At 69.2% G+C, this 21,294-nt stretch carries 15 protein-coding genes; 11 read left to right on the forward strand and 4 right to left on the reverse strand.

Annotation, left to right across the window (positions count from 1 at the left end):
* Positions 1-705: DUF6542 domain-containing protein (locus tag MOQ72_RS09490; protein WP_242182090.1), on the reverse strand; the 705-nt coding region annotated here is incomplete at its 3' end.
* A 239-nt stretch (positions 706-944) separates the two neighbouring features.
* Between MOQ72_RS09490 and MOQ72_RS09495 the strand changes: the two genes are divergently transcribed.
* The 4 genes from MOQ72_RS09495 to MOQ72_RS09510 all read left to right on the forward strand — a co-directional run bounded on the left by MOQ72_RS09495 (position 945) and on the right by MOQ72_RS09510 (position 7,372).
* On the forward strand, positions 945-2,537 hold the full coding sequence (locus MOQ72_RS09495) for a sugar ABC transporter ATP-binding protein (RefSeq protein ID WP_242182093.1): 1,593 nt from the start codon (positions 945-947) through the stop codon (positions 2,535-2,537).
* Entirely contained in the window at positions 2,534-3,577 is a 1,044-nt protein-coding gene (locus MOQ72_RS09500; protein ID WP_242182095.1) for an ABC transporter permease, read from the forward strand. Before MOQ72_RS09495 ends, MOQ72_RS09500 begins: the two co-directional genes overlap by 4 nt.
* Before the next feature lie 23 nt (positions 3,578-3,600).
* Positions 3,601-4,605: a substrate-binding domain-containing protein gene (locus MOQ72_RS09505; protein ID WP_242182097.1), complete on the forward strand. Its 1,005-nt coding sequence runs from the start codon at positions 3,601-3,603 to the stop codon at positions 4,603-4,605.
* A 427-nt stretch (positions 4,606-5,032) separates the two neighbouring features.
* Positions 5,033-7,372: a glycoside hydrolase family 172 protein gene (locus MOQ72_RS09510; RefSeq protein WP_242182099.1), complete on the forward strand. Its 2,340-nt coding sequence runs from the start codon at positions 5,033-5,035 to the stop codon at positions 7,370-7,372.
* A 61-nt stretch (positions 7,373-7,433) separates the two neighbouring features.
* Here MOQ72_RS09510 and MOQ72_RS09515 read toward each other — a convergent pair whose 3' ends face one another.
* A complete protein-coding gene (locus tag MOQ72_RS09515) occupies positions 7,434-8,429 on the reverse strand; it encodes a LacI family DNA-binding transcriptional regulator (protein WP_242182101.1) in 996 nt (331 codons plus the stop codon).
* 247 nt (positions 8,430-8,676) lie between these two features.
* Between MOQ72_RS09515 and MOQ72_RS09520 the strand changes: the two genes are divergently transcribed.
* The 3 genes from MOQ72_RS09520 (at position 8,677) to MOQ72_RS09530 (ending at position 12,715) form a co-directional block, all read left to right on the forward strand.
* Positions 8,677-10,092 carry an L-fucose/L-arabinose isomerase family protein gene (locus MOQ72_RS09520; RefSeq protein ID WP_242182103.1) on the forward strand — a complete coding sequence of 472 codons (1,416 nt, stop codon included), beginning with the start codon at positions 8,677-8,679 and terminating at the stop codon, positions 10,090-10,092.
* A 103-nt stretch (positions 10,093-10,195) separates the two neighbouring features.
* On the forward strand, positions 10,196-11,695 hold the full coding sequence (locus MOQ72_RS09525; protein ID WP_242182105.1) for an FGGY-family carbohydrate kinase: 1,500 nt from the start codon (positions 10,196-10,198) through the stop codon (positions 11,693-11,695).
* 81 nt (positions 11,696-11,776) lie between these two features.
* Positions 11,777-12,715, forward strand: a complete 939-nt coding sequence (locus MOQ72_RS09530; RefSeq protein ID WP_242182107.1) for an alpha/beta hydrolase — start codon at positions 11,777-11,779, stop codon at positions 12,713-12,715.
* A gap of 71 nt (positions 12,716-12,786) precedes the next feature.
* On the opposite strand, the gene MOQ72_RS09535 is transcribed toward MOQ72_RS09530, so the two are convergent.
* Positions 12,787-13,710, reverse strand: coding sequence for a DNA recombination protein RmuC (locus tag MOQ72_RS09535; protein WP_277953838.1), 924 nt, complete (start codon positions 13,708-13,710; stop codon positions 12,787-12,789).
* A 267-nt stretch (positions 13,711-13,977) separates the two neighbouring features.
* Between MOQ72_RS09535 and MOQ72_RS09540 the strand changes: the two genes are divergently transcribed.
* Together MOQ72_RS09540 and MOQ72_RS09545 are read left to right on the forward strand one after the other, a co-directional pair.
* A complete protein-coding gene (locus MOQ72_RS09540) occupies positions 13,978-15,162 on the forward strand; it encodes an exonuclease SbcCD subunit D (protein WP_242182112.1) in 1,185 nt (394 codons plus the stop codon).
* Positions 15,159-18,104 carry an AAA family ATPase gene (locus tag MOQ72_RS09545; RefSeq protein ID WP_242182115.1) on the forward strand — a complete coding sequence of 982 codons (2,946 nt, stop codon included), beginning with the start codon at positions 15,159-15,161 and terminating at the stop codon, positions 18,102-18,104. Before MOQ72_RS09540 ends, MOQ72_RS09545 begins: the two co-directional genes overlap by 4 nt.
* 136 nt (positions 18,105-18,240) lie before the next feature.
* On the opposite strand, the gene MOQ72_RS09550 is transcribed toward MOQ72_RS09545, so the two are convergent.
* Positions 18,241-19,719, reverse strand: a complete 1,479-nt coding sequence (locus tag MOQ72_RS09550; protein WP_242182117.1) for a DNA-3-methyladenine glycosylase 2 family protein — start codon at positions 19,717-19,719, stop codon at positions 18,241-18,243.
* 171 nt (positions 19,720-19,890) lie between these two features.
* Here MOQ72_RS09550 and MOQ72_RS09555 point away from each other — a divergent pair, with 171 nt between their 5' ends.
* Together MOQ72_RS09555 and ychF are read left to right on the forward strand one after the other, a co-directional pair.
* Positions 19,891-20,097: a hypothetical protein gene (locus tag MOQ72_RS09555; protein WP_242182118.1), complete on the forward strand. Its 207-nt coding sequence runs from the start codon at positions 19,891-19,893 to the stop codon at positions 20,095-20,097.
* A gap of 106 nt (positions 20,098-20,203) precedes the next feature.
* A complete protein-coding gene (gene ychF / locus MOQ72_RS09560; RefSeq protein ID WP_242182120.1) occupies positions 20,204-21,283 on the forward strand; it encodes a redox-regulated ATPase YchF in 1,080 nt (359 codons plus the stop codon).
* Positions 21,284-21,294: the final 11 nt, after the last annotated feature.

A 21,294-nucleotide genomic window follows, 5' to 3' on the forward strand; every position in this document is an offset into this window, starting at 1 on the left:
CGCTCTGCCGGGCGCGTCACCTCGCGTTCGGCCGGAGGTATCGCCTGCACGCGGCCGTCCCGGCGCCTGCGCGCGTCCACGCTCCGGCTGGGCGCGCTGGGAGCGCGCTGCACCGTCGGTCTTCGGCTGCCGGGTGCGCTCCTCGGGGCGCCGCTTCTTGGCGTCTTCGCTGGGCTTCTTGCGGGGCGGGGCAGCGCGGCGGCGCTTCTTCGTGGCCTCGTCGCTGTCGGCGACTTCGGGGCGCTCGCGCTTCTGCGTAACGAACATCCGGATCAAACCGATGCCCAGGGCGACGAGGGTGGCCCCTGCCATGATCGGGAAGCTGCTGATCAGCGGTCGGGCCACGGCGAGCGCTTTGCCGGTGAAACCGGCTCCGCTGGCGATCCCGCTGCCGGTGATCAGCACCAGCAGCGGCATGACGATCGTGAGCACCAGCGGCGGTTGCACCATCGGCCCGAACACGCTGCGCCGCTTGACGAGCAACACGGCGAACACGCATCCGACGAAGAAGCACGCCTTGAACAAGATGCCCGGCTGAGTCCAGATCACGATGTCGAGCAGGGTGCCGATCGCGGTCGGGACGGCAGCCAGCAGCACGGCGCCCCACAGCGGCACGCCGGTGGCGCCGAATGCGGAGCGCGCCGACCAAGGGGGTGCGCCGTTGCTGCGGGGTGAGGCGCTCTGGCTCTCGCGGATGGCGGTCACGAGTCCCAACGGTAACGGTCCAGTACTTCGCGCTGAGAGCCCTCTTGCGGAACTAGCGCGTTACCCCACGTTGGGTCACACGCACTTCTAGGCAACGTGATCGCTACGTGATGTTGGTGCAGCCGAATGGATGCCCTGTCGCCTGGCCAGGTGTGTGAACCTTGACACAAGGAGTGCGACCATCTTAGCGTCCGGGCAATCGTTTTCTCGCGATTCGCGAGCGGCGTGACGGGGGTCCTATGAGCACGGCGCCACCGCTGGTCGAGATGACCGGCGTTACCAAGCGTTACGGGGGTGTGTTGGCGTGTGACGGGGTGGATCTGACGGTCCACGCCGGTGAGGTGCATGCGTTGTTGGGGGAGAACGGCGCGGGCAAGAGCACGCTGATGAAGGTGCTCTCCGGTGACGTCACCGATCACACCGGGTCGATCTCGATCGAGGGTCATCCGGCGCAGTTCGGCAAACCGGCGGACGCCCAGCACGCCGGGATCGCGATGATCCACCAGGAGCTCGACCTGGTCCCTGGGCTGAGCGTCGCGGAGAACCTCTACCTCGGTCGGGAGCTGCGCAACCGGTTCGGCGTGGTGGACCGCCGGAAGATGGCCGCGCACACCCGCGAACTGCTGCGGCGCACCGGCATCGACCTCGATCCGCTGCGCCCGGTCGGCGAGCTGCGGATCGGCGAGCAGCAGTTGGTGACCATCGCCCGCGCGCTGTCGCTGGACGCGAAGGTGCTGATCATGGACGAGCCGACCTCGGCGCTGTCCAGCACCGAGGTGGAACGGCTGTTCGCGGTGATCGCCGAGCTGCGCCGCAGCGGAACCGGAATCGTCTACATCTCGCACCGGATGGACGAGATCGGCCAGGTGGCCGACCGCGCCACCGTGCTGCGCAACGGCCGCAAGGTCGCCGAGTTCGACGCCCGGAAGTTGACCGCGGAGCAGGCCGCCGAGGCGATGGTCGGCCGGTCGGTGCGGACGATGTTCCGCGCCGAGCGCGGCGCCGTCGGCGACGAACTGCTGCGGGTGTCCGGATTCGCGGTCCGCCCGCGCCGAGCGCGGGTGGGGCGCCGAGAACCCGACGGCATCGATCTGACCGTGCACCGCGGGGAGATCGTCGGGCTGTGCGGGTTGCTCGGCTCAGGTCGCACCGAACTGCTGGAATCGCTGTTCGGGGCGGGGTCCTCCGGCACGTGGGAGGGGGAGGTGACCCTCGATGGGCGTCGGGTGCGGCCGAGGGGTCCGCACCGGGCGCTGCGGGAGGGCATCGCCTTCGTGCCGGAGGACCGCAGGAGTTCCGGGCTGGTGCTCGAACATTCGGTGCTGGCCAACACCGTGCTGTCGGTGCTGGACCGGCTCGGAGTGGCCGGGTTGGTCCGCCGTCGCGCCGAGATGTCCGCGACCGAGCGCAGCGTGCAGCAGCTCAAGGTCAAGCTCGGCCGGATCCTCGACCCGGTCGGCACCCTTTCCGGTGGCAACCAGCAGAAGGTCGTCTTCGGTCGGATGCTGCTCACCGAGCCTCGGCTGCTGCTGCTGGACGATCCGACCCGTGGCGTGGACATCGGGGCGAAGTCCGAGATCTACCAACTGCTCGGCGAGATCGCCGAGCGCGGCATCGGGGTGCTGTTGGCCTCCTCGGAGCTGCCGGAACTGGTCGGCGTCTGCCACCGGGTGGTGGTGTTGCGCGCCGGGCGCAGCGTGGCGGAGTTCGACACCGCTGAGATTGGTGAAGCCGATTTGTTGGCGGCCGCCATGGGCGAGAGCGTGGTGACCGACGAATTAGGGCCGGTGGTCGGCACCGGACAGCAAAGCACTGGGGGAGGTGCGCGGTGAGCAACCAAACGGAACAACGGCCCGCGGAACCCGGCGGCTCGGTGGCCACCGGGTCGAGGCGGAAGAACACCGTCGAGACGCTGTTCCGGTTCCAGAGCTTCTTCGGTCTGGTCGTGGTCTTCCTGGCGGCGGTGGTCTTCTCACCCCGAAACGACGGTCAGATCCTGTTCCTGACCAGCGACAACCTGTTCAACATCGTGCGCGCGGTGTCCGAGATCGGGATCATCGCGATCGGGTTGACCTTCGTGATCCTCATCGGTGGCATCGACCTGTCGGTCGGCTCGGTGCTCGGGTTGGCCGCGGTCGGCTCGGCCGTGCTGATGGTCGAGGACGACTACGGCGTGTGGGCCACGGTCGCGTTGGTGCTGCTCGCGGGCATCGTCTTCGGCCTGCTGCAGGGCACTGCCGTGGCGTTGCTCGGGGTGCAGGCGTTCATCGTCACGTTGGCCGGTTTGCAGATCGCGCGCGGTCTGGCGCGCATGTGGTCCGGCGGCGAGACGGTGCAGATCTCCTACGGCGACGGGCCGGGCCAGGCGCCGATGCTGTTCTCCCTGCTCGGCGAACGCACTTTCGGTGGTGTGGTGCCGATTCCGGCGCTGATCTTCGTCGTGGTGGCCGTCGTGGCGATCCTGTTCCTGCGCTCCAGCGCCTTCTCCCGCCACCTCTACGCCATCGGCGGCAACGAGAAGGCGGCCCGGCTCTCGGGCGTGCCGGTGAACCGGGTCAAGATCATCGCTTTCGGCATCGCCGGGTTCTGCGCCGCGTTGGCCGGAATCGTGCACGCCGGTCAGCTCAACGCGGGCAGCCCGAACGACGGAATCGCTTACGAACTCGACGGAATCGCCGCGGTGGTGGTCGGCGGCACCAGCCTGGCCGGTGGCCGGGGTTCGGTGATCGGCACCATCGCGGGTGCGCTACTGCTCGGCATCCTCAACAACATCCTCAGCCTGAACAGCGTGAACACCGATCTGCAACTGCTGATCAAAGGTTTGGTGATCGTCGCGGCGGCGGCGTTGCAGCGTCTGCGCCCCACGTCGTGAACCAACATCCGGGAGGAAGCACGATGCGCAAGACAACGAAGTCCTTGGTCGCAGTCACGTGCGCCGCGGTCGCGTTCGCCGCTGCCGGTTGCGGCACTACCAGCGAGAACACCGGACAGGTACAGGTCCAGGATCCGACCAAGAACTGCCAGGGGCCGGGCGGCCACTACCGGATCGGGATGAGCCAGGCCAACCTGGCCGAGCCGTACCGGGTCCGGATGGATGACGACATCCGCAAGGCCGCCGAGAAGGTGCCGCAGTTCGAAGTGGAGTTCGCCGACGCCGCGAAGGACAACTCCAAGCAGGTCAGCGATGTGGAGAACTTCATCACCAAGCAGGTCAACCTGCTGATGATCTCGCCGAACGAGGCCGCTCCGCTGACCGACGTCGTGAAGAAGGCGTACAACCGGGGGATTCCGGTCGTCGTGCTGGACCGCAAGGTCGAGGGCGATGCCTACACCACCTACATCGGCGCGGACAACGTCCAGATCGGACGGCAGGCCGGTGAGTACTTCAAGACCACTCTCCTGCCGCAGGGCGGCAAAATCCTGCAGCTCAAGGGACTGTCCGGCTCGACCCCGGCCGCAGAGCGGGAACAGGGCTTCAAGGAGGGCATCCAGGGTTCCGGGATCGAGATCGTGGCCACCGCGGACGGCGAGTGGGAGCGTTCGGTGGCGCAGCAGAAGATGGACGCGCTGCTGAAGGCCCACCCGGACGTCCAGGCGGTCTACGCGCAGAACGACCCGATGGCCGAGGGTGCGTACCTGGCCGCCCAAGCGGCCAACCGACCTGACCTGAAGTTCGTCGGCATCGACGGGTTGCCGATCCCCTCCGGCGGCATCAAGGCGGTCGAGGAAGGTCGGTTGCAGGCCACCAACCTGTACCCGACCGGTGGCGCGGAGGCCGTCGAGGCGGCCAAGAAGATGCTGGTCGACTGCCAGCAGGTGCCCAAGACCGAGACCTTGCCGACCGAACTGGTCACCAAGGAAAACGCCCCCGATGTTTACTCTCGGCTCAACCAGAGCTGACCCGTTCGGGGGTTGTGAGCGGCCGTGGTCGTAAGAAAGGCCACGACCACTCACGACCGGCGGCACGGGCCGCCGCTCTCCGGAGTGGGCGGTGGTATTTTTGGTCTACTGTGGATTTTTGCGGCCTCGGGCCGATTCCGTTGGTGGTACGTCGCTTTGGCGCGGAAAAATCGAATAACACCTGGATGGTGGTTGTCGGCGCCTGCGGGTCCGGCAACCATCTTATTGAGTGAATTCGCATCGCGGATTCTCCGACAACGCCCGTGTTGGTTGGCTTCGTGGAGAGCTCTTTCTTACGCTGCGCAGAATGCGCGGGTGATCTTGCATCCAGGGGCCGGACGACAAAACTTCATCCAGTCGCGCACCACCATCGGAAACAGCGACATCACCGTCTACAGCGGACAGTGGTGTGGGGAGGGCGAGCACGATGAGAGACCGCTCAGCAACGTCGCCACCGAGCAACGGTCGTCGGCGCGCCCGTCGGCTCGGTGCGTACCTCGGGGTCGCTTCGCTGGCAGCGGCCGCCGTGGTGGCCGACGCCGGATTCAGTTCGGTTCGCGCATATGGCCAACCACCGGCACCGACGAAAGGTCCAGTCGGTTGGGAGACGTATCGCAATCTCGACGGCTTGGCGCAACTGCGCGGCGCGGAACAGTCCTTGCAGTTCTCCAGTTACGACCGAACCGGCGGGAACAACGACGGATTCGAAGGAACCTATTCCTGCCTGCGCACTTCGGATCGTGGTTGCGTCATCGCCGAACACACCGGCGCGGGCGAGATCTCCTCGATCTGGAGCACCCGAGAACCGCTCGGTGACGTCACCGCCACCGGCAACATCGTGATCGAACTCGACGGCCGAGTGGTGCTGGACGCACCGCTGATCGACGTGGTCAACGGGCGGCTGGGCGCGCCGTTCGAGTGGCCGCTGGTCGGCAACGCCGACGACGCCGCCGGTGGCGTGGTGATCAAGGTCCCGATGCCGTACCGCGAATCGATGCGGGTCACCGTGCAGAACAACCCGTACTTCTACCACGTGGACTACCGCGCCTTCCCGGACCCCGAAGGCGTGGAGACCTTCAACCCCAACGATTCCGCCAGCGACGTGCTGGAGCGGCTGCGCGCGTTCGGGGTGGCCGACCCGAAGCCGAGCGCCGGTGGCACGCCGGTCCGCCAGGACTTCGACCTGCCGCCCGGCACGGCCGCCACGGTCGCCGAGCTCAGCGGTCCGGCCCAGATCAACCAGCTGCGGGTGCGGTTGCCGCAGGTGGCGGCTGCCCCGCAGGTGGTGGACGACGGCCGGGCGTTCGGGGCCGGTGGCGGCAGCCGGTTCAACATGCGGGTCCACCCGGACAACCAGGGCATCCGGGTGATCCGCCGGTACGACCCGCAGGTCGCCGACCAGGTCGGCAGCCTGCACGTCAACGGCCAGCAGGTCGGCGAGTGGCGCAGCGGGGCGGCCACCCCGGGGCTGTGGGGTGTGCAGGCGATCGACGTGCCACCGGCCGTGACGGCGGGCCGGTCTTCGGTGGACATCGAGAACCGGTTCATCTCGTCTTCGTTGGACTTCAACGAGTTCCGCTACGACGTGCAAAGCCTCGTCAACGGCGAGTGGGTGCGCACCGACGTGCTCGACCTCGGTCCAGGACATCCCGGTGAGGAGGCGGCGCACAACTACCGCATCGACAACCCGGTTTTCGCCCGTTCCAAGCTCATCGGGCGCTACGCGATCCCACCGGAGGAGGTCGCGGCCTCCGACGCGGTGCTGGACGGCGCCCGGCTGCGCATCACCTTCGACGGCCGGACCACCGTCGACGCGCCGATCGGCGAGTTCTTCGGCACCGGGCTCGGCGAGCACGACGTGCGCACCCTGATGAGCTCGGTCGATCCCGGTCTGGACGGCTGGTACACCGCGTGGTGGCCGATGCCGTTCAGCCAGCACGCCACGGTGGAGGTGGTGAACACGAGCGGGGTGCCGATCAGCGGTGCCAGTGCCGAGGTGACCAGCTCCAGCGCCCAGATCGGCCCCAACACCGGGTACTTCCACGCCACCCACCAGCGCGGACCCACCGTGCAGGGGCAGGACTGGAACTTCCTGAGCGCGAACGGTGCGGGCACGTTCTACGGCGTCACGCACAGCATGCGCGGGTTGATCCCGCCGACCGCGACGCAACGCGCCGACGAACCGCACTCCGACGAACGGCAGGCGGCCAACCAGCGCAACTACCTGGAAGGCGACGAACGGTTCTTCGTCGATGGTGCGGGGGATCCGGCGTGGCACGGCACCGGCAGCGAGGACTTCTACGAGTCGGGCTGGTACTTCCGGTTCGGCACCACGTTCTCCATGCCGTTGGCCGGGAACCCGTCGCACGAGATCAACGTGGACGGCTGCCAGTACGACTGCACCGGCGCCTACCGGCTGCTGGTCAACGACGCGGTGCCGTTCCGCAACGGCCTGGTGGCCGGTATCGAGCACGGTCCGGTGAACGACGAGCCGGGCGACTACAGCTCGACGGCGTACTGGTACGGCGGCCTGCCACCGCAGCGAGGGCTCATCGAGCTGCCGCAACTACCCAGCCAAGCACCCAGCACCCCGCCGGAGACCCCGGAGGTGCCGGTCGCGCCGTCGACGCCACCGGTCGAACCGAGCGAATCCACCACCCCGGAGCCGGGGACGCCGGACACCACGGGGCAGGACGACGGCAACGTCCCGATGGACGTCCAGCAGGCAGTCGAGGACGCGATCAGGCAACACCAACGCGACGACTAGGAGCGACCGGTGCGGGGCGGCGTGCGGACGGATCTCCACGCCGCCCCGCCGTGTTCCCAGGTCAGGCTCGGTTGCTGCTGGCTCGGGCGACGAGGTGCGCCGACAGCGTTGTTGTGGTCGGTTCGCCGCGTTCGCCGCTGATCCGGCCGAGCAGCATCTGCGCGGCGACCACTCCCATGTCGTAGGCGGGCTGGGCGACGACCGTCAGCGGCGGGTCGAGCAGGGTGGCCCAGGGCGCGTCGTCGAAGGCGACCACGCCGATGTCGCGGCCGGGACGCAGGCCCAGCTCCACGCACATCTCCAGGACGCCCACCGCCATCATGTTGTTCGCCACCAGGACCGCGTCGGGCTTGTCGTCCTGGGTGAGCAGCGAATGCGCGGCCTGCTTCGCCCCAGCGGCCTTGAACTCCGAACGCCGCACCAGCGCCGTCGATTCCGCCAGGCCCGCTGCGCGCAGCCCGTCGCGGTATCCGGCGAGGCGGTCGTCAGCGGTGAGCACACCACTGGGGCCGGTGAGGCAGCCGATCCGGCGGTAGCCCTGCTCGGCCAGGTGTTCGGTGGCCTCCTCGGCGGCGAGCCTGCTGTCCACCAGCACGGTGTCACCCGGCGAGTTCGGCAGTGGCCGGTCCACCGCCACCGCGGGCGTGCGGCTGCGGCTGAGCAACTCGGCGCTGTCGCCCCGGCCGGTCGGCGACAGCAGCACGCCAGCCATCCGCTCCTGCAGGGCGACGTCGATGTACTCGCGCTCCTTGTTCGGCTCGTCGTCCGAGTTGCACAACACGACCGAGTAACCGGCCGTGTGCGCCACGTCCTCGACGCCGCGGGCGATCGCGGTGAAGAACGGGTTCTCCACGTCGGAAATGATCAACGCCAGCACCGCGGTTTCCTGTCTGCGCAGGTTGCGGGCCGGACCGTTGGGGCGGTACCCGAGTTCGGCAGCAGCCGCCAGCACCCGCGCGGCCAGCGCCGGGTCAACGGTGCTCTTGCCGTTGAGCGCGCGTGAGACCGTCGCGGTGGACACCCCGGCTCGGGTTGCCACGTCACTGATCGTCGCCATGGCTCCTCCTGGTGGCCTCTTCCCGAGTGATGGCGGGCCCCCTGCCTTGACAGCCCGTGTCCTGCCAGAATAGCGTCCGAGAAAACGATTGCTCGCCGGTCGTATCAGCATTTGAGCGACGAGCTTTCCCGGTCGGGCGACCCCGCGGGGAGTTCGATCGGCGGAGCGGTCGCAGCGCCGCCCACGTGCTCCTCGCCGCCGGTTCCGCAGCAGTCAACGCCGCCTGTCACCGAACTTGGGAGGAACCGTGGCTCGCATCGGTGTCGTCAGCATCTCCGACGGTCGTGATCACGTCCACGCGCGCAACGCGGAGTTCATCCAGTCCAAACAGGACGCTCTGGTGCGGGCGCTGCGCGGCGCCGGGCACGAGGTGGTGGTCGGCGACGACCTGATCGCCACCAACGCGCTGGCCACTTCGGTCTCCCGCAAGGTCGCCGCAGCCGACGTGGACGTCACCGTCTTCTACTACGCGGTGTGGGCGTTCCCGCACTTCACCATGCTGGCCGCGGACGCCACCCGCAGTCCGCTGGTGCTGGTGGCCAGCACCGACCCGACCGAACCGGGGTTGGTCGGCATGCTCGCCGCAGGCGGTGCGCTGGACCAGATCGGCCGTCGCCACACCCGCGCCTGGGGCGCCCCGGACGACGCCGAACTGGTCGACAAGATCAGCGTGCACGCCACCGCCTCCGCTGCGGTGCGGTCGCTGCACGGGGCCACGTTCGGCCGGTTCGGCGGGCGGCCGATGGGCATGAACACCGCGGTGGCCAACACGGACCAGTGGATGCGCAAGTTCGGCATCGACGTGGAGGAGATCGACCAGTACGAGCTGGTCCTGCGGGCCGACAAGGCCGATCCGACCGAAGCGCGGAAAGCGCGCGAGTGGATCGAGCAGCACGCCGCCGGGGTGCACTACGACGGCAAGAAGCTGACCCCGGAGCTGCTGGAGCGGCAGATCCGGTCCTACCTGGCGATCCGGGACATCATCGCGGAACGCAACCTGGACTTCTCCGGGATCAAGGCGCAGCCGGAGCTGACCGAGAACTTCGCCACCATGGACGTCACCGAGGCGTTCCTCAACGACCCCTACGACTGGAACGGGCCGAAGGAACCGCACGTCTGCGCCACCGAGGCGGACATGGACGGCGCGCTCACCATGCAGCTGTTCAAGGCGGTTTCCGGCACCCCGGTGCTGTTCGCCGACGTGCGGCACTACCACGCGGACCGGGACATCTGGGATCTGTGCAACTCCGGACAGCACGCCACCTGGTACGCCGCCCGCAGCGACGACCCGGCGGAGAACCTGGCGAAGGTCAACTTCTTCCCGGAGGTGTTCTTCTTCCCGGCCGGTGGTGCATCGGTGCAGCACATCGCGGCGCCGGGGCAGATGACGCTGGGGCGGCTCACCCGCGAGAACGGCGAATACCGGTTGCAGCTGATGCTCGGCGAGTTCGAGAGCTACGACGACGCGACCAACCAGGCGCTGATGGACCAGTCGACGCCGGAGTGGCCGCACGCCTTCGCCCGGCTGGACGCGCCGGGAGAGCTGTTCCTGTCGAAGTTCGGGGCCAACCACATCCACGCTGTGCCGGGCGACCACCGCGCCGCCCTGCGGGCCGTCGCCGACCAGCTCGACGTCCGACTCGACGAGTGGACCCGGGGCTGATCGGACCTACGACGCGACGCGATTTCGCGGGAGATTGACTTCGCCCCTGGGAACGCGCACGTCTCGCGAAATCGCCCCTGGGTCGAGGAGGAGGACAGCGGAGATGGCCGACGCAGTGTTGCTCGGGATCGATATCGGCACGTCGAGTTCCAAGGGGGTGTTGGTCGGCACCGGCGGGCGGATCATCGCTCGCGCGTCCCGGCCGCACGAGACCTCCTACCCGCATCCGGGCTGGGTCGAGCACGACCCGGAATCGGTGTGGTGGGACGACTTCGCGGCGCTGGTCCGGGAACTGGTCCCGGCCGCCGAGGGCCGCGAGATCGTCGGCCTCGGCGTCAGCGGCATCGGCCCCGTGCTGCTGCCCGCCGACGGGGCCGGAAAACCGCTGCGCCCGGCCATCCTCTACGGCGTGGACACCCGCGCGACCGAGGAGATCGCGGAGCTCGCCGAGGAGTTCGGGGCCGACGAGATCCTGCGCCGGGGCGGCTCAGCGCTGTCCAGCCAGGCGGTGGGGCCGAAGATCCGGTGGTTGGCCAAGCACGAGCCGGAGGTCTACCAGCGCACCGAGATGCTGCTGATGTGCAGCTCCTACCTGGTGCACCGGCTGACCGGCCGGTACGTGCTGGACCACCACTCGGCCAGCCAGTGCGATCCGCTCTACGACCTGCAGGCCCGCGACTGGGCAGCGGACTGGGTGGCGCGCGTGGCGCCGGAGCTGCCGCTGCCGGAACTGGCCTGGCCGACCGAGGTGGTCGGGCGGGTCACCGCGCAGGCCGCCGCCGAAACCGGGCTGCCCGAGGGACTTCCGGTCACCGCGGGCACGGTGGACGCGTGGGCGGAGGCCAGCAGCGTGGGCGTGCGGCAGCCCGGCGATGTGATGTTGATGTACGGCACCACGATGTTCTTCGTCGAGGTGCTGACCGAGGTGCGGCCGCATCCGGCGCTGTGGGGCACCTGCGGCGCGTTCCCGGACACGTACACGCTGGCCGCTGGGATGGCGACCTCGGGCGCGGTCACCCAATGGCTGCGCGATCTCGTCGGCGGCGACTTCGCCGAGTTGGTCGAGGAAGCCAGCGCGGTGCCCGCAGGCAGTCGCGGGCTGTTGCTGCTGCCGTACTTCGCGGGCGAGCGGACGCCGATCTTCGACCCGGACGCGCGCGGCATCCTCGCCGGGCTCACCACCGGCCACGGGCGAGCCGAGGTGTACCGGGCCGCGCTGGAGGGCATCGGCTTCGGGGTCCGGCACAACCTGGCGGCGATGGGCGAGGCGGGCGGTGCGGCTCGTCGACTGGTCGCCGTCGGAGGCGGCACGCAGGGCGGTTTGTGGACCCAGATCGTTTCCGACATCACCGGTCAGGAACAGCAGATCCCGGCCGAGACGGTCGGTGCGGCGTACGGGAACGCGCTGCTCGCGGGCATCGGTACCGGCACGGCCGTCGACGCGGACGACTGGAACCCGGTGACGCGGACCGTCCAGCCGAACCCGGCGAACACCGAACGTTACGACGCCTACTTCCGCCACTACCGGGATCTCTACGACTCGACGGTGCGGATCGCGCACTTCTTGGCAGGTGAGCAGCGCGCTGCGGACGAGCGCGGCTGATCGGCGAAGAGTGCGTCCCCTGATCTTGTTAAGCTCATGCATTTGGGTGAGGGATAACAAGATCGGGGAGGCGCGGGACCGATGCCGGTGACACGACGTGTCTTGGCGGTGTGCTTCGCCTTGGCGGCGTTGGTCGCGGCTGGCTGCTCGCGCGAATCGGACGCCGACGAGGCCCTGCCGGTCGACGTCGCGGTCCGCGACCTCGGCGCGGCCAGCGTGCTGCGCGACCAGGTCTACGCGCAGCGGGACACCGGCGCGCTGAAGTTGGATCTGTTCCTGCCGAAGCAGCACGACACGCCGATGCCGCTGGTGGTGTACGTGCACGGCGGCGGCTGGGATGCCGGTACCCGCGCGCTGGACGCGGACATCGCGGCGCCGGAGGCGCTGGCGGCGCAGCGCCTGCTGGAACACGGTTATGCAGTGGCCACTGTGGACTATCGGCTGACCGGTGTCGCGCAGTCCCCGGCGCAGGTCATCGACGTGGCGGACGCGGTGCGCTGGTTGCAGCAGCAGGCCGGTCAGTGGCAGCTCGACGCCAACCGGATCGGTCTTTGGGGCGCCTCGGCAGGTGGGCACCTGGTGGCGCAGCTCGGCGCGGTGGCCGGTGATCCGACGAAACCGGGCGGCGGGCTGTCCGGCATTCGCGCGGTGGTGGATTGGTTCGGCCCGACCGATATGAGCGCCGAGGCGCAGGTGGCGCATCCGCAGATGCAGGAATACGCGCGCCGGGTGATACAGCAGCTGCTCGGGTGCATGCCGGTGGACTGCCCGGCGAAGGCGGACGCGGCCAGCCCGATCAAGAACATCTCCGGGGACGAGCCGCCGTTCCTGATCCAGCAGGGCACCGCGGATTCGCTGGTTCCGATGGACCAGACCCTGGACTTCGCCGCGAGCCTGCGCCGCCTGGGTGTCCCGGTCGAACTGCACCCCTACGAGGGCTTGGACCACGGTTTCGGCCGAGGCCCGCACAACGCGATGATCGTCGACACGGTTACGGCCTTCGTCGAAACCCACGTCTGAACCCCGAACCGCCCTTCCGCATCGCGGAGCCTCGCTTTTTCCCACTCGGCCGCGCTGATGTATGCCTTGGTTCAGAAACGTCCGTTCCCGCGGTCGGTGCGCTGAGCCGGGTCGATCCCTTCTGGTTCTGGGACCGGTAGCGAGCCGTTGACCAGGCCGTCTTCGTCCTGGCGGATGGTGCCGATGCCGCCGGAACCCGCCGCGTCGGCCAGCGGTTGCACCGCGCTGCGGAAGGTCTCCAGGGCGTCGAGTTCGCGGCGTCGCGCGGAGACGAAGCGTTGCAGGTGCGTGCTGGAGAGGTTCACCGCTTCCACCGCACCGGACGCGGCGCGCTGCGCCCGGACGGCCTGGGCGCGCACCTGCTCGATGTCCTCGGCGATCGTGCGTTCCGTGGCCGCGAACATCGATGCCGCGGCAAGCACCGCGAATCCCGTTGGCCCGCAGAGGAAGACCCGCTTGTCCAACAGCCAGGTCAGCAGTTGCGGATCGGTGTCCAAAGCGGCGATCACGGCGGCGTCGGAGGGCACGAACATGATCGATCCGTAGATCGCGTCGGCCCACTTCTGGTAGCCCTTGCTGGCGAGTTCGGTGGCGCGGGAGCGGATGTTGCGGACGTGCACGCGCAGGGCGTCGCCGCGCTCCTCGGGGTCGTCGGTTTCCATCGCCTCGGCCCACACGGCGAGGCTCGCCTTGGCGTCCACCGGGACCTGACGCCCACCGCCCACGGCCAGCACCATGTCCGGCCGCGCCGCGCCGCCGCCGGCCAGGTCGGTCTGCAGGGTGAAGTGGGTTCCCTCGCGCAGGCCCAGCGACCGCGCGGTTTCGACGAGCACCTGCTCGCCCAGTTCGCCGCGTCCGGTGATGGAGGCGAACGCCACCTCGTAGCGGCGCAGCGCGGCCTGCTGCTCGGTGGTGCGGGCCCGTTCGGCCTCCACCATGCGCAGGGCTTCGTCGGCGCGGCGCGCGCTGTCGGTGTACAGCCGCCAGATCAGCATCAGTGCTGCTGCGAACAGCAGTGTCAGCACGACGACGATGGTGATCAGGACGCCGGTACCCACATGAGCTCCGTCCGGTAGTGGCCGCTGCGGCTCAAATGATGGCGGACCCGCCCGACAACATCGCGGACGACCGCGCCGCCGACGCCAGGAGCATGATCACTTTTGGTGATCAATGTGTCACTCATTGGTGTGAAGGTGCACGACACGCCGAAGCGATGTGGGGGGTCAACGATGTTCGGCGGCCTCGCCGATAGCTTGGGGCGCATGCGAATGCTGCACACCTCCGACTGGCACGTGGGACGGACGTTCCACGGTCGAGATCTGCTCGGAGATCAGGAAGCCGTCCTGGGTGGACTGGCGGATCTGGTCGCCGCCGAGCAGGTCGACGTCGTGGTGGTCGCTGGCGATCTCTACGACCGCGCGGTGCCATCGGGCGAGGCGGTGCAGACGTGCGTGCGGGTGCTCGCCCGGATCCGCGAGGCGGGTGCCCAACTGGTGGTCACCTCGGGAAATCACGACTCCGCCGCGCGTGTCGGCGCGTTCGCGGAGTTCGCCGCGGCGGGCGGACTGCACCTGCGCACCCAGATCGCCCGGCTGCACGAGCCGGTCGTGTTCACCGACCAGCACGGTCCGGTCGCCTGCTACGGGATCCCGTACCTCGAACCGGATACGGCGCGCCATGCGCTGCAAGCGTGCTCCGACGTCCCGGGTGCCAGCCCCGAGATCTCCGCGCGCGGCCACACGGCGGTGCTCACCGAAGCGATGAACCGGGTGCGCGCCGATCTGGCCGAACGTCCACCGGGGACTCGTTCCGCGGTGCTGGCGCACGCGTTCGTGACCGGGGGCGACGGCTGCGATTCGGAGCGCACCATCGCGGTCGGCGGCGTCGAGCAGGTACCGGGTTCGGTGTTCGACGGCGTCGACTACGTCGCGTTGGGACACCTGCACGGGCCACAGCGGCTCGCCGAGCACCTGCGGTATTCCGGCAGTCCGCTGGCGTATTCGTTTTCCGAGGTGGCACAGCGCAAATCGGTGTGGCTGGTGGACCTGGACGCGGACGGCCTGGCCGGTGTCGAGCGCCGCGAACTGCCGGTGCCGCGACGACTCGCCACCGTGCGGGGTTTGCTGGACGACCTGCTCACCCAGCCCGAGTACACCGATCTGGAGGACTGCTACCTCTCGGCGACCCTGACCGACGAGGTGCGGCCGCTGGAGCCGATGCGGCGGCTTCAACAGCGCTTTCCGCACGCCGTGCACCTGGAGTGGAAACCGGCGGCCGGTCGCGCGACCGCGCCGCTGCGCTACGCCGAGATCGTGCGCGGCGCGGATGACCACGCCCTGGCCGCCCGGTTCGTGGCCGACTGCCGAGGAGCGGAACCGAGCGAATCCGAGCGCACGTTGCTCACCGACGCGCTGCGCGCGGTCAGCGCGGCAGAGGGGGCGAGATGAGACTGCACCGCCTCGAGGTCACCGCGTTCGGTCCGTACCGCGACCACCAGGAGGTGGACTTCGACCAACTCGGCGCCGATGGCCTTTTCCTGCTGCACGGCGACACTGGAGCGGGCAAGACGACGCTGCTGGACGCGGTCGCGTTCGCGCTCTACGGCGCGGTGCCAGGCGCGCGAGGTGAGGTCAAGCGGCTCCGTTGCGACACAGCAGCTCCCGACACCGTCACCAAGGTCGTGCTGGAGCTGACGGTGCAGGGGCAGCGCCTGCGGCTGGAACGCAGTCCGGAGTACCAGCGGCCGAAGAAACGTGGCGACGGGCACACCACGCAGCAGGCCAAGGCGTCGCTGACCTGGGTGGGCGGTGCTCCGACCGAGCAGCCGCCCGAGGGCCTGACGCGCATCGACGAGGTCGCCCGCACGATCGAGCGGCTGCTCGGCATGACCGTCTTCCAGTTCTTCCAAGTCGTGATGCTGCCGCAGGGTGAGTTCGCCCGATTCCTCCGCTCGGACACCGCCGAACGCGAACAACTGCTGGAGAAGCTGTTCGGCACCCAGCGCTTCGGCGAGGTCGAGCGGTGGTTCGTCGAGCGCCGTCGCGAGCGCGGCCGGGCGGTCGAAATGCAGAGCCAGCAGGTCCGCGAACTGCTGGCGCGCGTCTCCCAGGTCGCTGGGGCCGAACCGGATGGTGACGAGCAGAACTGGTTGGAGGACGTCGAAAAGCGGTCCGTCCGCGAACTGGAGGGCGCGCAAGCCGAGCACTCCCGCCTGCGGCGCGAGCGGGAGGCGGCGGAGACCAAGCTGACCGAGTCCCGCGAGCTCGCCGACAAGGTGCGCCGAGTCCGGCAGGCGAACGCGACGCTCGTCGAGTTGGGCGAACAGCAGGGCCAACACGATGCGTGGCGAGCGGAACGCGAGGCCGCGCAGCGCGCGATCCCGGTGCTCATCGCGCGTCGAACGGCGTTGCGGGCTGAGCAGGAACGCGACGGGGCGCGGGCGGAGGTCGCCGCCGCGGCAGCGCGCTGCGATGTGGACGCGGACACGCCGCTGACCGAACTTCGTTCGCTCGCCGGGACCAAGCGGGAGGAAGCCGGTGCCCTCGCACACCTGATTCCCGAGGCGCAGCAGCAGGAAACCGACCGCCAGAAGTTGGCCGAACTGGCCAGCCGGAGCACTGCCGACGAGCAGCAGGAAATAGCGCTCGTCGAGCAGCAGACCAGCTTGCCCGACCGCATCAGCACTGCGCGACAGCAAGTCGACGAGGCGAAACACGCCGAGTTGCGGCTGGAAACCGTGCAAGCGCGTGGCACCGAGGTCGCCGCCCTGTTGCAGACCGCGCGGGAACTGCCCGGCGCGCAACAGGAACTCGCGGCGGCCAGCGCCCGAGCGCAACAGGCCATCGACGCGCACCAGCAGGCGCGCGACCTGCTGCAAGAGCTACGCGCCCGCAGACTTGCCGGTATGGCCGCCGAACTCGCGGCCCGACTGGAGCCCGGCCAACCGTGCCCGGTGTGTGGATCAGCAGAGCACCCCGAGCCGGGCAAGCCGGTCGCGGACCCGGTGCGCGCCGAAGACGAGGACAACGCCCAGGCCGAAGAACAGCAGGCGCACGGGCGCCGGGAGAAGGCCACCGCCGAAGCGCAACGAGCTCAACAACACGTCGACAACCTGGTAGAACGCGTCGGCGAAAACACCGAGCCAGGACTCGCCGCCGAACTCGCCGAACTCTGGGCCGAACGCGATGCGTTGCGGAACACCGCGGCACAGCTACCACAGCGAACCGAACAACTCGCCGAACTCGAAGCGTCCACTGAGCGCCTGACCGAACAGCTGTCGCAGCTGCGAACCCGAATCGCGGCAACTCGGAGTGAGCACGCCGCACTATCGGCCACAGTGGACGAACGGGAGGTGCGGCTGCGCGACGGCCGTGGCGACTTCCCGAGCATCGCCGACCGGCGCGCACACCTGCTCGACATCGCCAGCCGTCTCGACCAGCTCGTCACAGCCCGGATGGCCCGCGACGACGCCGAGCACCGCGCGGCCGAACACGCGACAGCCCTCGCCGAAGCAGCGACCGCAGCCGACTTCGACAGCGCCGAAGCGGCGCTCGCCGCCGAGCGCAGCGAGGAACGGCTCGACCAGCTCGCCGAGGCGTTGGCCGAGGTCGAGGAGCGCGCCGCAGGCGCCCGCGCAGCGCTGGCCAGCGCGGAGCTGTTCGGCGTCGACGCGGACGCCGAGGTGGGCCTTGAAGAGGCCACCGAGGCGGCCACCGTCGCCCGCGAAGCCGCGGAGCGCGCGGCTGCGTTGGCGCATCGCGCCGAGCAGCGGCAGCGCGACGTAGCGCAGCTCGCGCAGCGGCTGCGCGCAGCGTGGGCGGAGCTCGGGCCAGCGTTGGCGGAGCACGCCGAGCTGGAGGCGTTGGCGGACGTGGTCAACGGGCGCGGGCAGAACGCGCGGAAGATGTCGCTGCGGTCGTACGTGCTGGCCGCGCGGTTGGAGGAGGTCGCGGTCGCGGCCACCCGTCGGTTGCAGCGGATGAGCGATGGTCGGTACTCGTTCGTGCATTCCGATGCTGCCGGGGCGCGGGGTACTCGGGGTGGGCTCGGCTTGGACGTGCTCGACGACTACTCCGGCCAGGTTCGCCCGGCCAAGACGCTCTCCGGTGGTGAGTCGTTCCTCGCTTCGCTTTCGCTGGCGCTCGGGCTGGCCGATGTGGTGGCCGCCGAGACCGGTGGCGCGCTGCTGGACACCCTGTTCATCGACGAGGGCTTCGGCACGCTCGACGCCGACACCCTCGACCTGGTGATGGACACCCTCGACGACCTGCGCGCGGGTGGTCGAGTCGTCGGCCTGGTCTCGCACGTCGAGGAGATGCGCCAGCGGATCTCGGTCCGGCTGCGAGTCCGCAAGTCCCGCACCGGCTCCACCCTCGAACTCCAAACCTGAGCGATTTCGCGCGAAATCGGCGCCACCTCACCGGCACACCCGTCGACGAGCGCGAAACTGCGGTCCGAACAGTCCGGGGCAGAATGTCCATAGTGGACAATCAGGCGTTGTGTGGGTGCGGAAATGGTGCTGCGGATCAAGACGCCTTCTGCAGCTGCGGCGGTCCGCTGACAGCTGCTTCCCACAGGAGCACCCCCGCGTAGGAGCTCCACGGGCTCCAGCGTCGCGCATACGCCTGGATCGCGGCCGGATCTTCGGACAGGCCAAGCGCCCCTGCGCCCCTGCGCAGCGCGAGATCACCGATGAGCAGCACATCCGGGCACCCGAGCACCCGCATCGAGGCGTAGCTGGACGTCCACGGTCCGATGCCGCTGATGCTTTCCAGGTCGTGCCGCAGTTCGGCCGCGTCGCGGCCGGGGTGCAGGGCCAGCCGTCCCTCAGCGACGGCTTCCGCGACGGCTCGCACGGTTTCCGCTCGCCGACGCGGTCCCGGCAAGGCATCCAGCGCTCGTTCCGCAAGCACTCCCGGGGTCGGGAAGAGCGTCGTCACCGCGCCGTCCGGCTGGGGCAGTCGTTCGCCCAGCGCACTCACAAGGCGCTCCGTCGTCTTGCGCGCCGCCGCGACCGAGATCTGCTGGCCGATCACGGCACGGACCACGATCTCCAGGCCGTCAACGCTGCCCGGCACCCGAACCCCAGGCGTTCGCGCGATGGCCGTCCGCAGTGCCGGATCAGTACCTAGCACGTCGCCGATCGCGACCGGATCCGCATCGAGGTCGAGCAGTCGGCGCAGTCGGGACACCGCACTGCCGAGGTCGCGCAGGTCGGTGAGCCGCAGCGTGCAGGCGACGTACTTGTCGTGCGGGCGGAGCGTGGCGATCCCGGTGCCGTACGGCAGGCGCAGCGCGCGCGTGTAGTGGTCCGGTCCGGCATCTTCCAGTCCGGTCAGCGCGCGCTGACCGAGGAACCGCAGCACACCGGCGACGTCGCACGGTACCCGGAAGGGCAGCCGGAGCTGGACGACTCCGGCGCTGCTCGGGATACCGGTGCGTCGCTGCGCGCGACTGCGCATCTCGGTCGGAGTCGCGTCGAAGACCTCGCGCAGCGTGTCGTTGAACTGGCGCAGGCTGGAGAACCCGGCGGCGAACGCGATGTCGCCGAACGCGATGCTGGTCGTTTCGATCAGGATGCGCGCCGAGTGGGCGCGGTGCGCGCGGGCCAGTCCGAGCGGTCCGGCACCGAGTTCGGCGGTCAGCACCCTGGTCAGGTGGCGTTCCGAGTAGCCGAGCTGGTCGGCCAGGCCGCGCACGCCGCAGCGGTCCACCACGCCGTCGGTGATCAGCCTCATGGCGCGGCCAGCGAGATCGGCGCGCAGGTTCCACTCCGGCGAGCCCGGCACGGCATCCGGCAGGCACCGGCGGCAAGCTCGGTACCCGGCGGCCTGCGCGGCGGCGGCCGTCGCGAAGAACACGCTGTTGTCGCGCTTGGGGGTGCGCGCCGGGCACGACGGGCGGCAGTAGATCCCGGTGCTGCGCACCGCGTGGATGAAGCAGCCGTCGAAGCGCGCGTCGCGCGAGGCCACCGCCCGCAGTGCTTCCTCGGTTCCCACCAGCATGGGTTCGATGCTGCCAGCCGCCCCGGACGGTTACTAGCGGGAATCGGACGCGCTAGCGAGGCCCGGACTCGGGGCGCCGCCCACGAGGCTTGATCATGGTCCGATCCCCTTCTGCGAGGGATTTCGATCGAGATGGATGCATCCTGGGCGGTTCGTCCCTATTGTCGCGGCATGGCTCAATCGAAGATCAGAACCAGACGTGGGTTCAAAGTCCTCGGCGCTGCGGCCGGTGCTGCGTTCGCCCTGATGGTCACGGCGGGTTGCAACGACCCGGCGCCGCCTCCGGAGCAGCAGCAGGAGCAGGAGGACGGCGACCAGCAGGACGACGATCAGCAAAACGGTGACCAGCAGGACGGCGACCAGCAGGACGACGGCTGACGCGGCGGGGTCGTGAGCGGTGCTGGTCGTGATAGCGACCGTTACCGCTCACGACCCATGTGACCGGGACCGATCCCGGTGTGGGCGAGCACCTAGACTTCGGGGTGTGAGTCTCACCCTCGGAATCGTCGGGCTGCCCAACGTTGGCAAGTCCACCCTGTTCAACGCGCTGACCAGCAACGACGCCCTCGCGGCGAACTACCCGTTCGCCACCATCGAGCCGAATGTGGGTGTGGTGCCGCTGCCGGACGGGCGGCTGGACAAGCTTGCCGAGATCTTCAACTCGGCGAAGACGGTGCCCGCCACGGTGTCGTTCGTCGACATCGCGGGCCTGGTCAAGGGTGCTTCCGAGGGGCAGGGGCTGGGCAACAAGTTCCTCGCCAACATCCGCGAGGCGGACGCGATCTGCCAGGTCATCCGGGTCTTCGACGACCCCGACGTGGTGCACGTCGACGGCCGGGTGGAGCCGTCCAGCGACATCGAGACGATCAACACCGAACTGATCCTGGCCGATCTGCAGACCCTGGAGAAGGCGCTGCCCCGGCTGGAGAAGGAAGCCCGCACCCACAAGGACAAGCGCCCGGCCCTGGAGGTCGCGCAGCAGGCCAAGGAAATCCTCGACTCAGGCCAGACCCTGTTCGCCGCGGGCCTCGGTAAGGACACCCCGGACCTGCGGGAACTCAACCTGCTGACCACCAAGCCGTTCCTGTACGTGTTCAACGCCGACGAGGGTGTGCTGACCGACGAGGCCAAGCAGAAGGAACTGCGCGAGCTGGTCGCGCCCGGCGACGCGGTGTTCCTGGACGCCAAGGTCGAGGCGGAGCTCCAGGAGTTGGACGAGGAGTCCCAGCGCGAACTCCTGGAGTCGATCGGTCAGCTGGAGCCGGGCCTGCACGCGCTGGCCCGAGCGGGCTTCCACACCCTCGGTCTGCAGACCTACCTGACGGCCGGGCCGAAGGAAGCGAGGGCTTGGACGATCCGCCAGGGCTGGACGGCACCCCAAGCAGCGGGCGTGATCCACACCGACTTCGAGCGGGGCTTCATCAAGGCGGAAATCGTCTCCTACGAAGACCTGATCACGGCGGGTTCGATGGCGGAAGCCAAAGCAGCGGGCAAAGTCCGCATGGAAGGCAAGGACTACATCATGTCCGACGGCGACGTCGTCGAATTCCGCTTCAACGTCTGATCATCGGCGCG

Origin of the sequence: Saccharopolyspora soli, assembly GCF_022678645.1 — a bacterium.
GTDB lineage: Bacteria > Actinomycetota > Actinomycetes > Mycobacteriales > Pseudonocardiaceae > Saccharopolyspora > Saccharopolyspora soli.

Excerpts from the sequence above, each read along its gene's own strand:
- MOQ72_RS09505 (WP_242182097.1), top strand. The coding sequence starts at position 3,601 with ATGCGCAAGACAACGAAGTCCTTGGTCGCAGTCACGTGCGCCGCGGTC.
- MOQ72_RS09525 (WP_242182105.1), top strand. The coding sequence starts at position 10,196 with ATGGCCGACGCAGTGTTGCTCGGGATCGATATCGGCACGTCGAGTTCC.
- MOQ72_RS09535 (WP_277953838.1), bottom strand. The coding sequence starts at position 13,710 with ATGCTGATCTGGCGGCTGTACACCGACAGCGCGCGCCGCGCCGACGAA.
- MOQ72_RS09515 (WP_242182101.1), bottom strand. The coding sequence starts at position 8,429 with ATGGCGACGATCAGTGACGTGGCAACCCGAGCCGGGGTGTCCACCGCG.
- MOQ72_RS09555 (WP_242182118.1), top strand. The coding sequence starts at position 19,891 with ATGGCTCAATCGAAGATCAGAACCAGACGTGGGTTCAAAGTCCTCGGC.
- MOQ72_RS09540 (WP_242182112.1), top strand. The coding sequence starts at position 13,978 with ATGCGAATGCTGCACACCTCCGACTGGCACGTGGGACGGACGTTCCAC.
- MOQ72_RS09510 (WP_242182099.1), top strand. The coding sequence starts at position 5,033 with ATGAGAGACCGCTCAGCAACGTCGCCACCGAGCAACGGTCGTCGGCGC.
- MOQ72_RS09550 (WP_242182117.1), bottom strand. The coding sequence starts at position 19,719 with ATGCTGGTGGGAACCGAGGAAGCACTGCGGGCGGTGGCCTCGCGCGAC.
- MOQ72_RS09495 (WP_242182093.1), top strand. The coding sequence starts at position 945 with ATGAGCACGGCGCCACCGCTGGTCGAGATGACCGGCGTTACCAAGCGT.
- MOQ72_RS09530 (WP_242182107.1), top strand. The coding sequence starts at position 11,777 with ATGCCGGTGACACGACGTGTCTTGGCGGTGTGCTTCGCCTTGGCGGCG.
- MOQ72_RS09545 (WP_242182115.1), top strand. The coding sequence starts at position 15,159 with ATGAGACTGCACCGCCTCGAGGTCACCGCGTTCGGTCCGTACCGCGAC.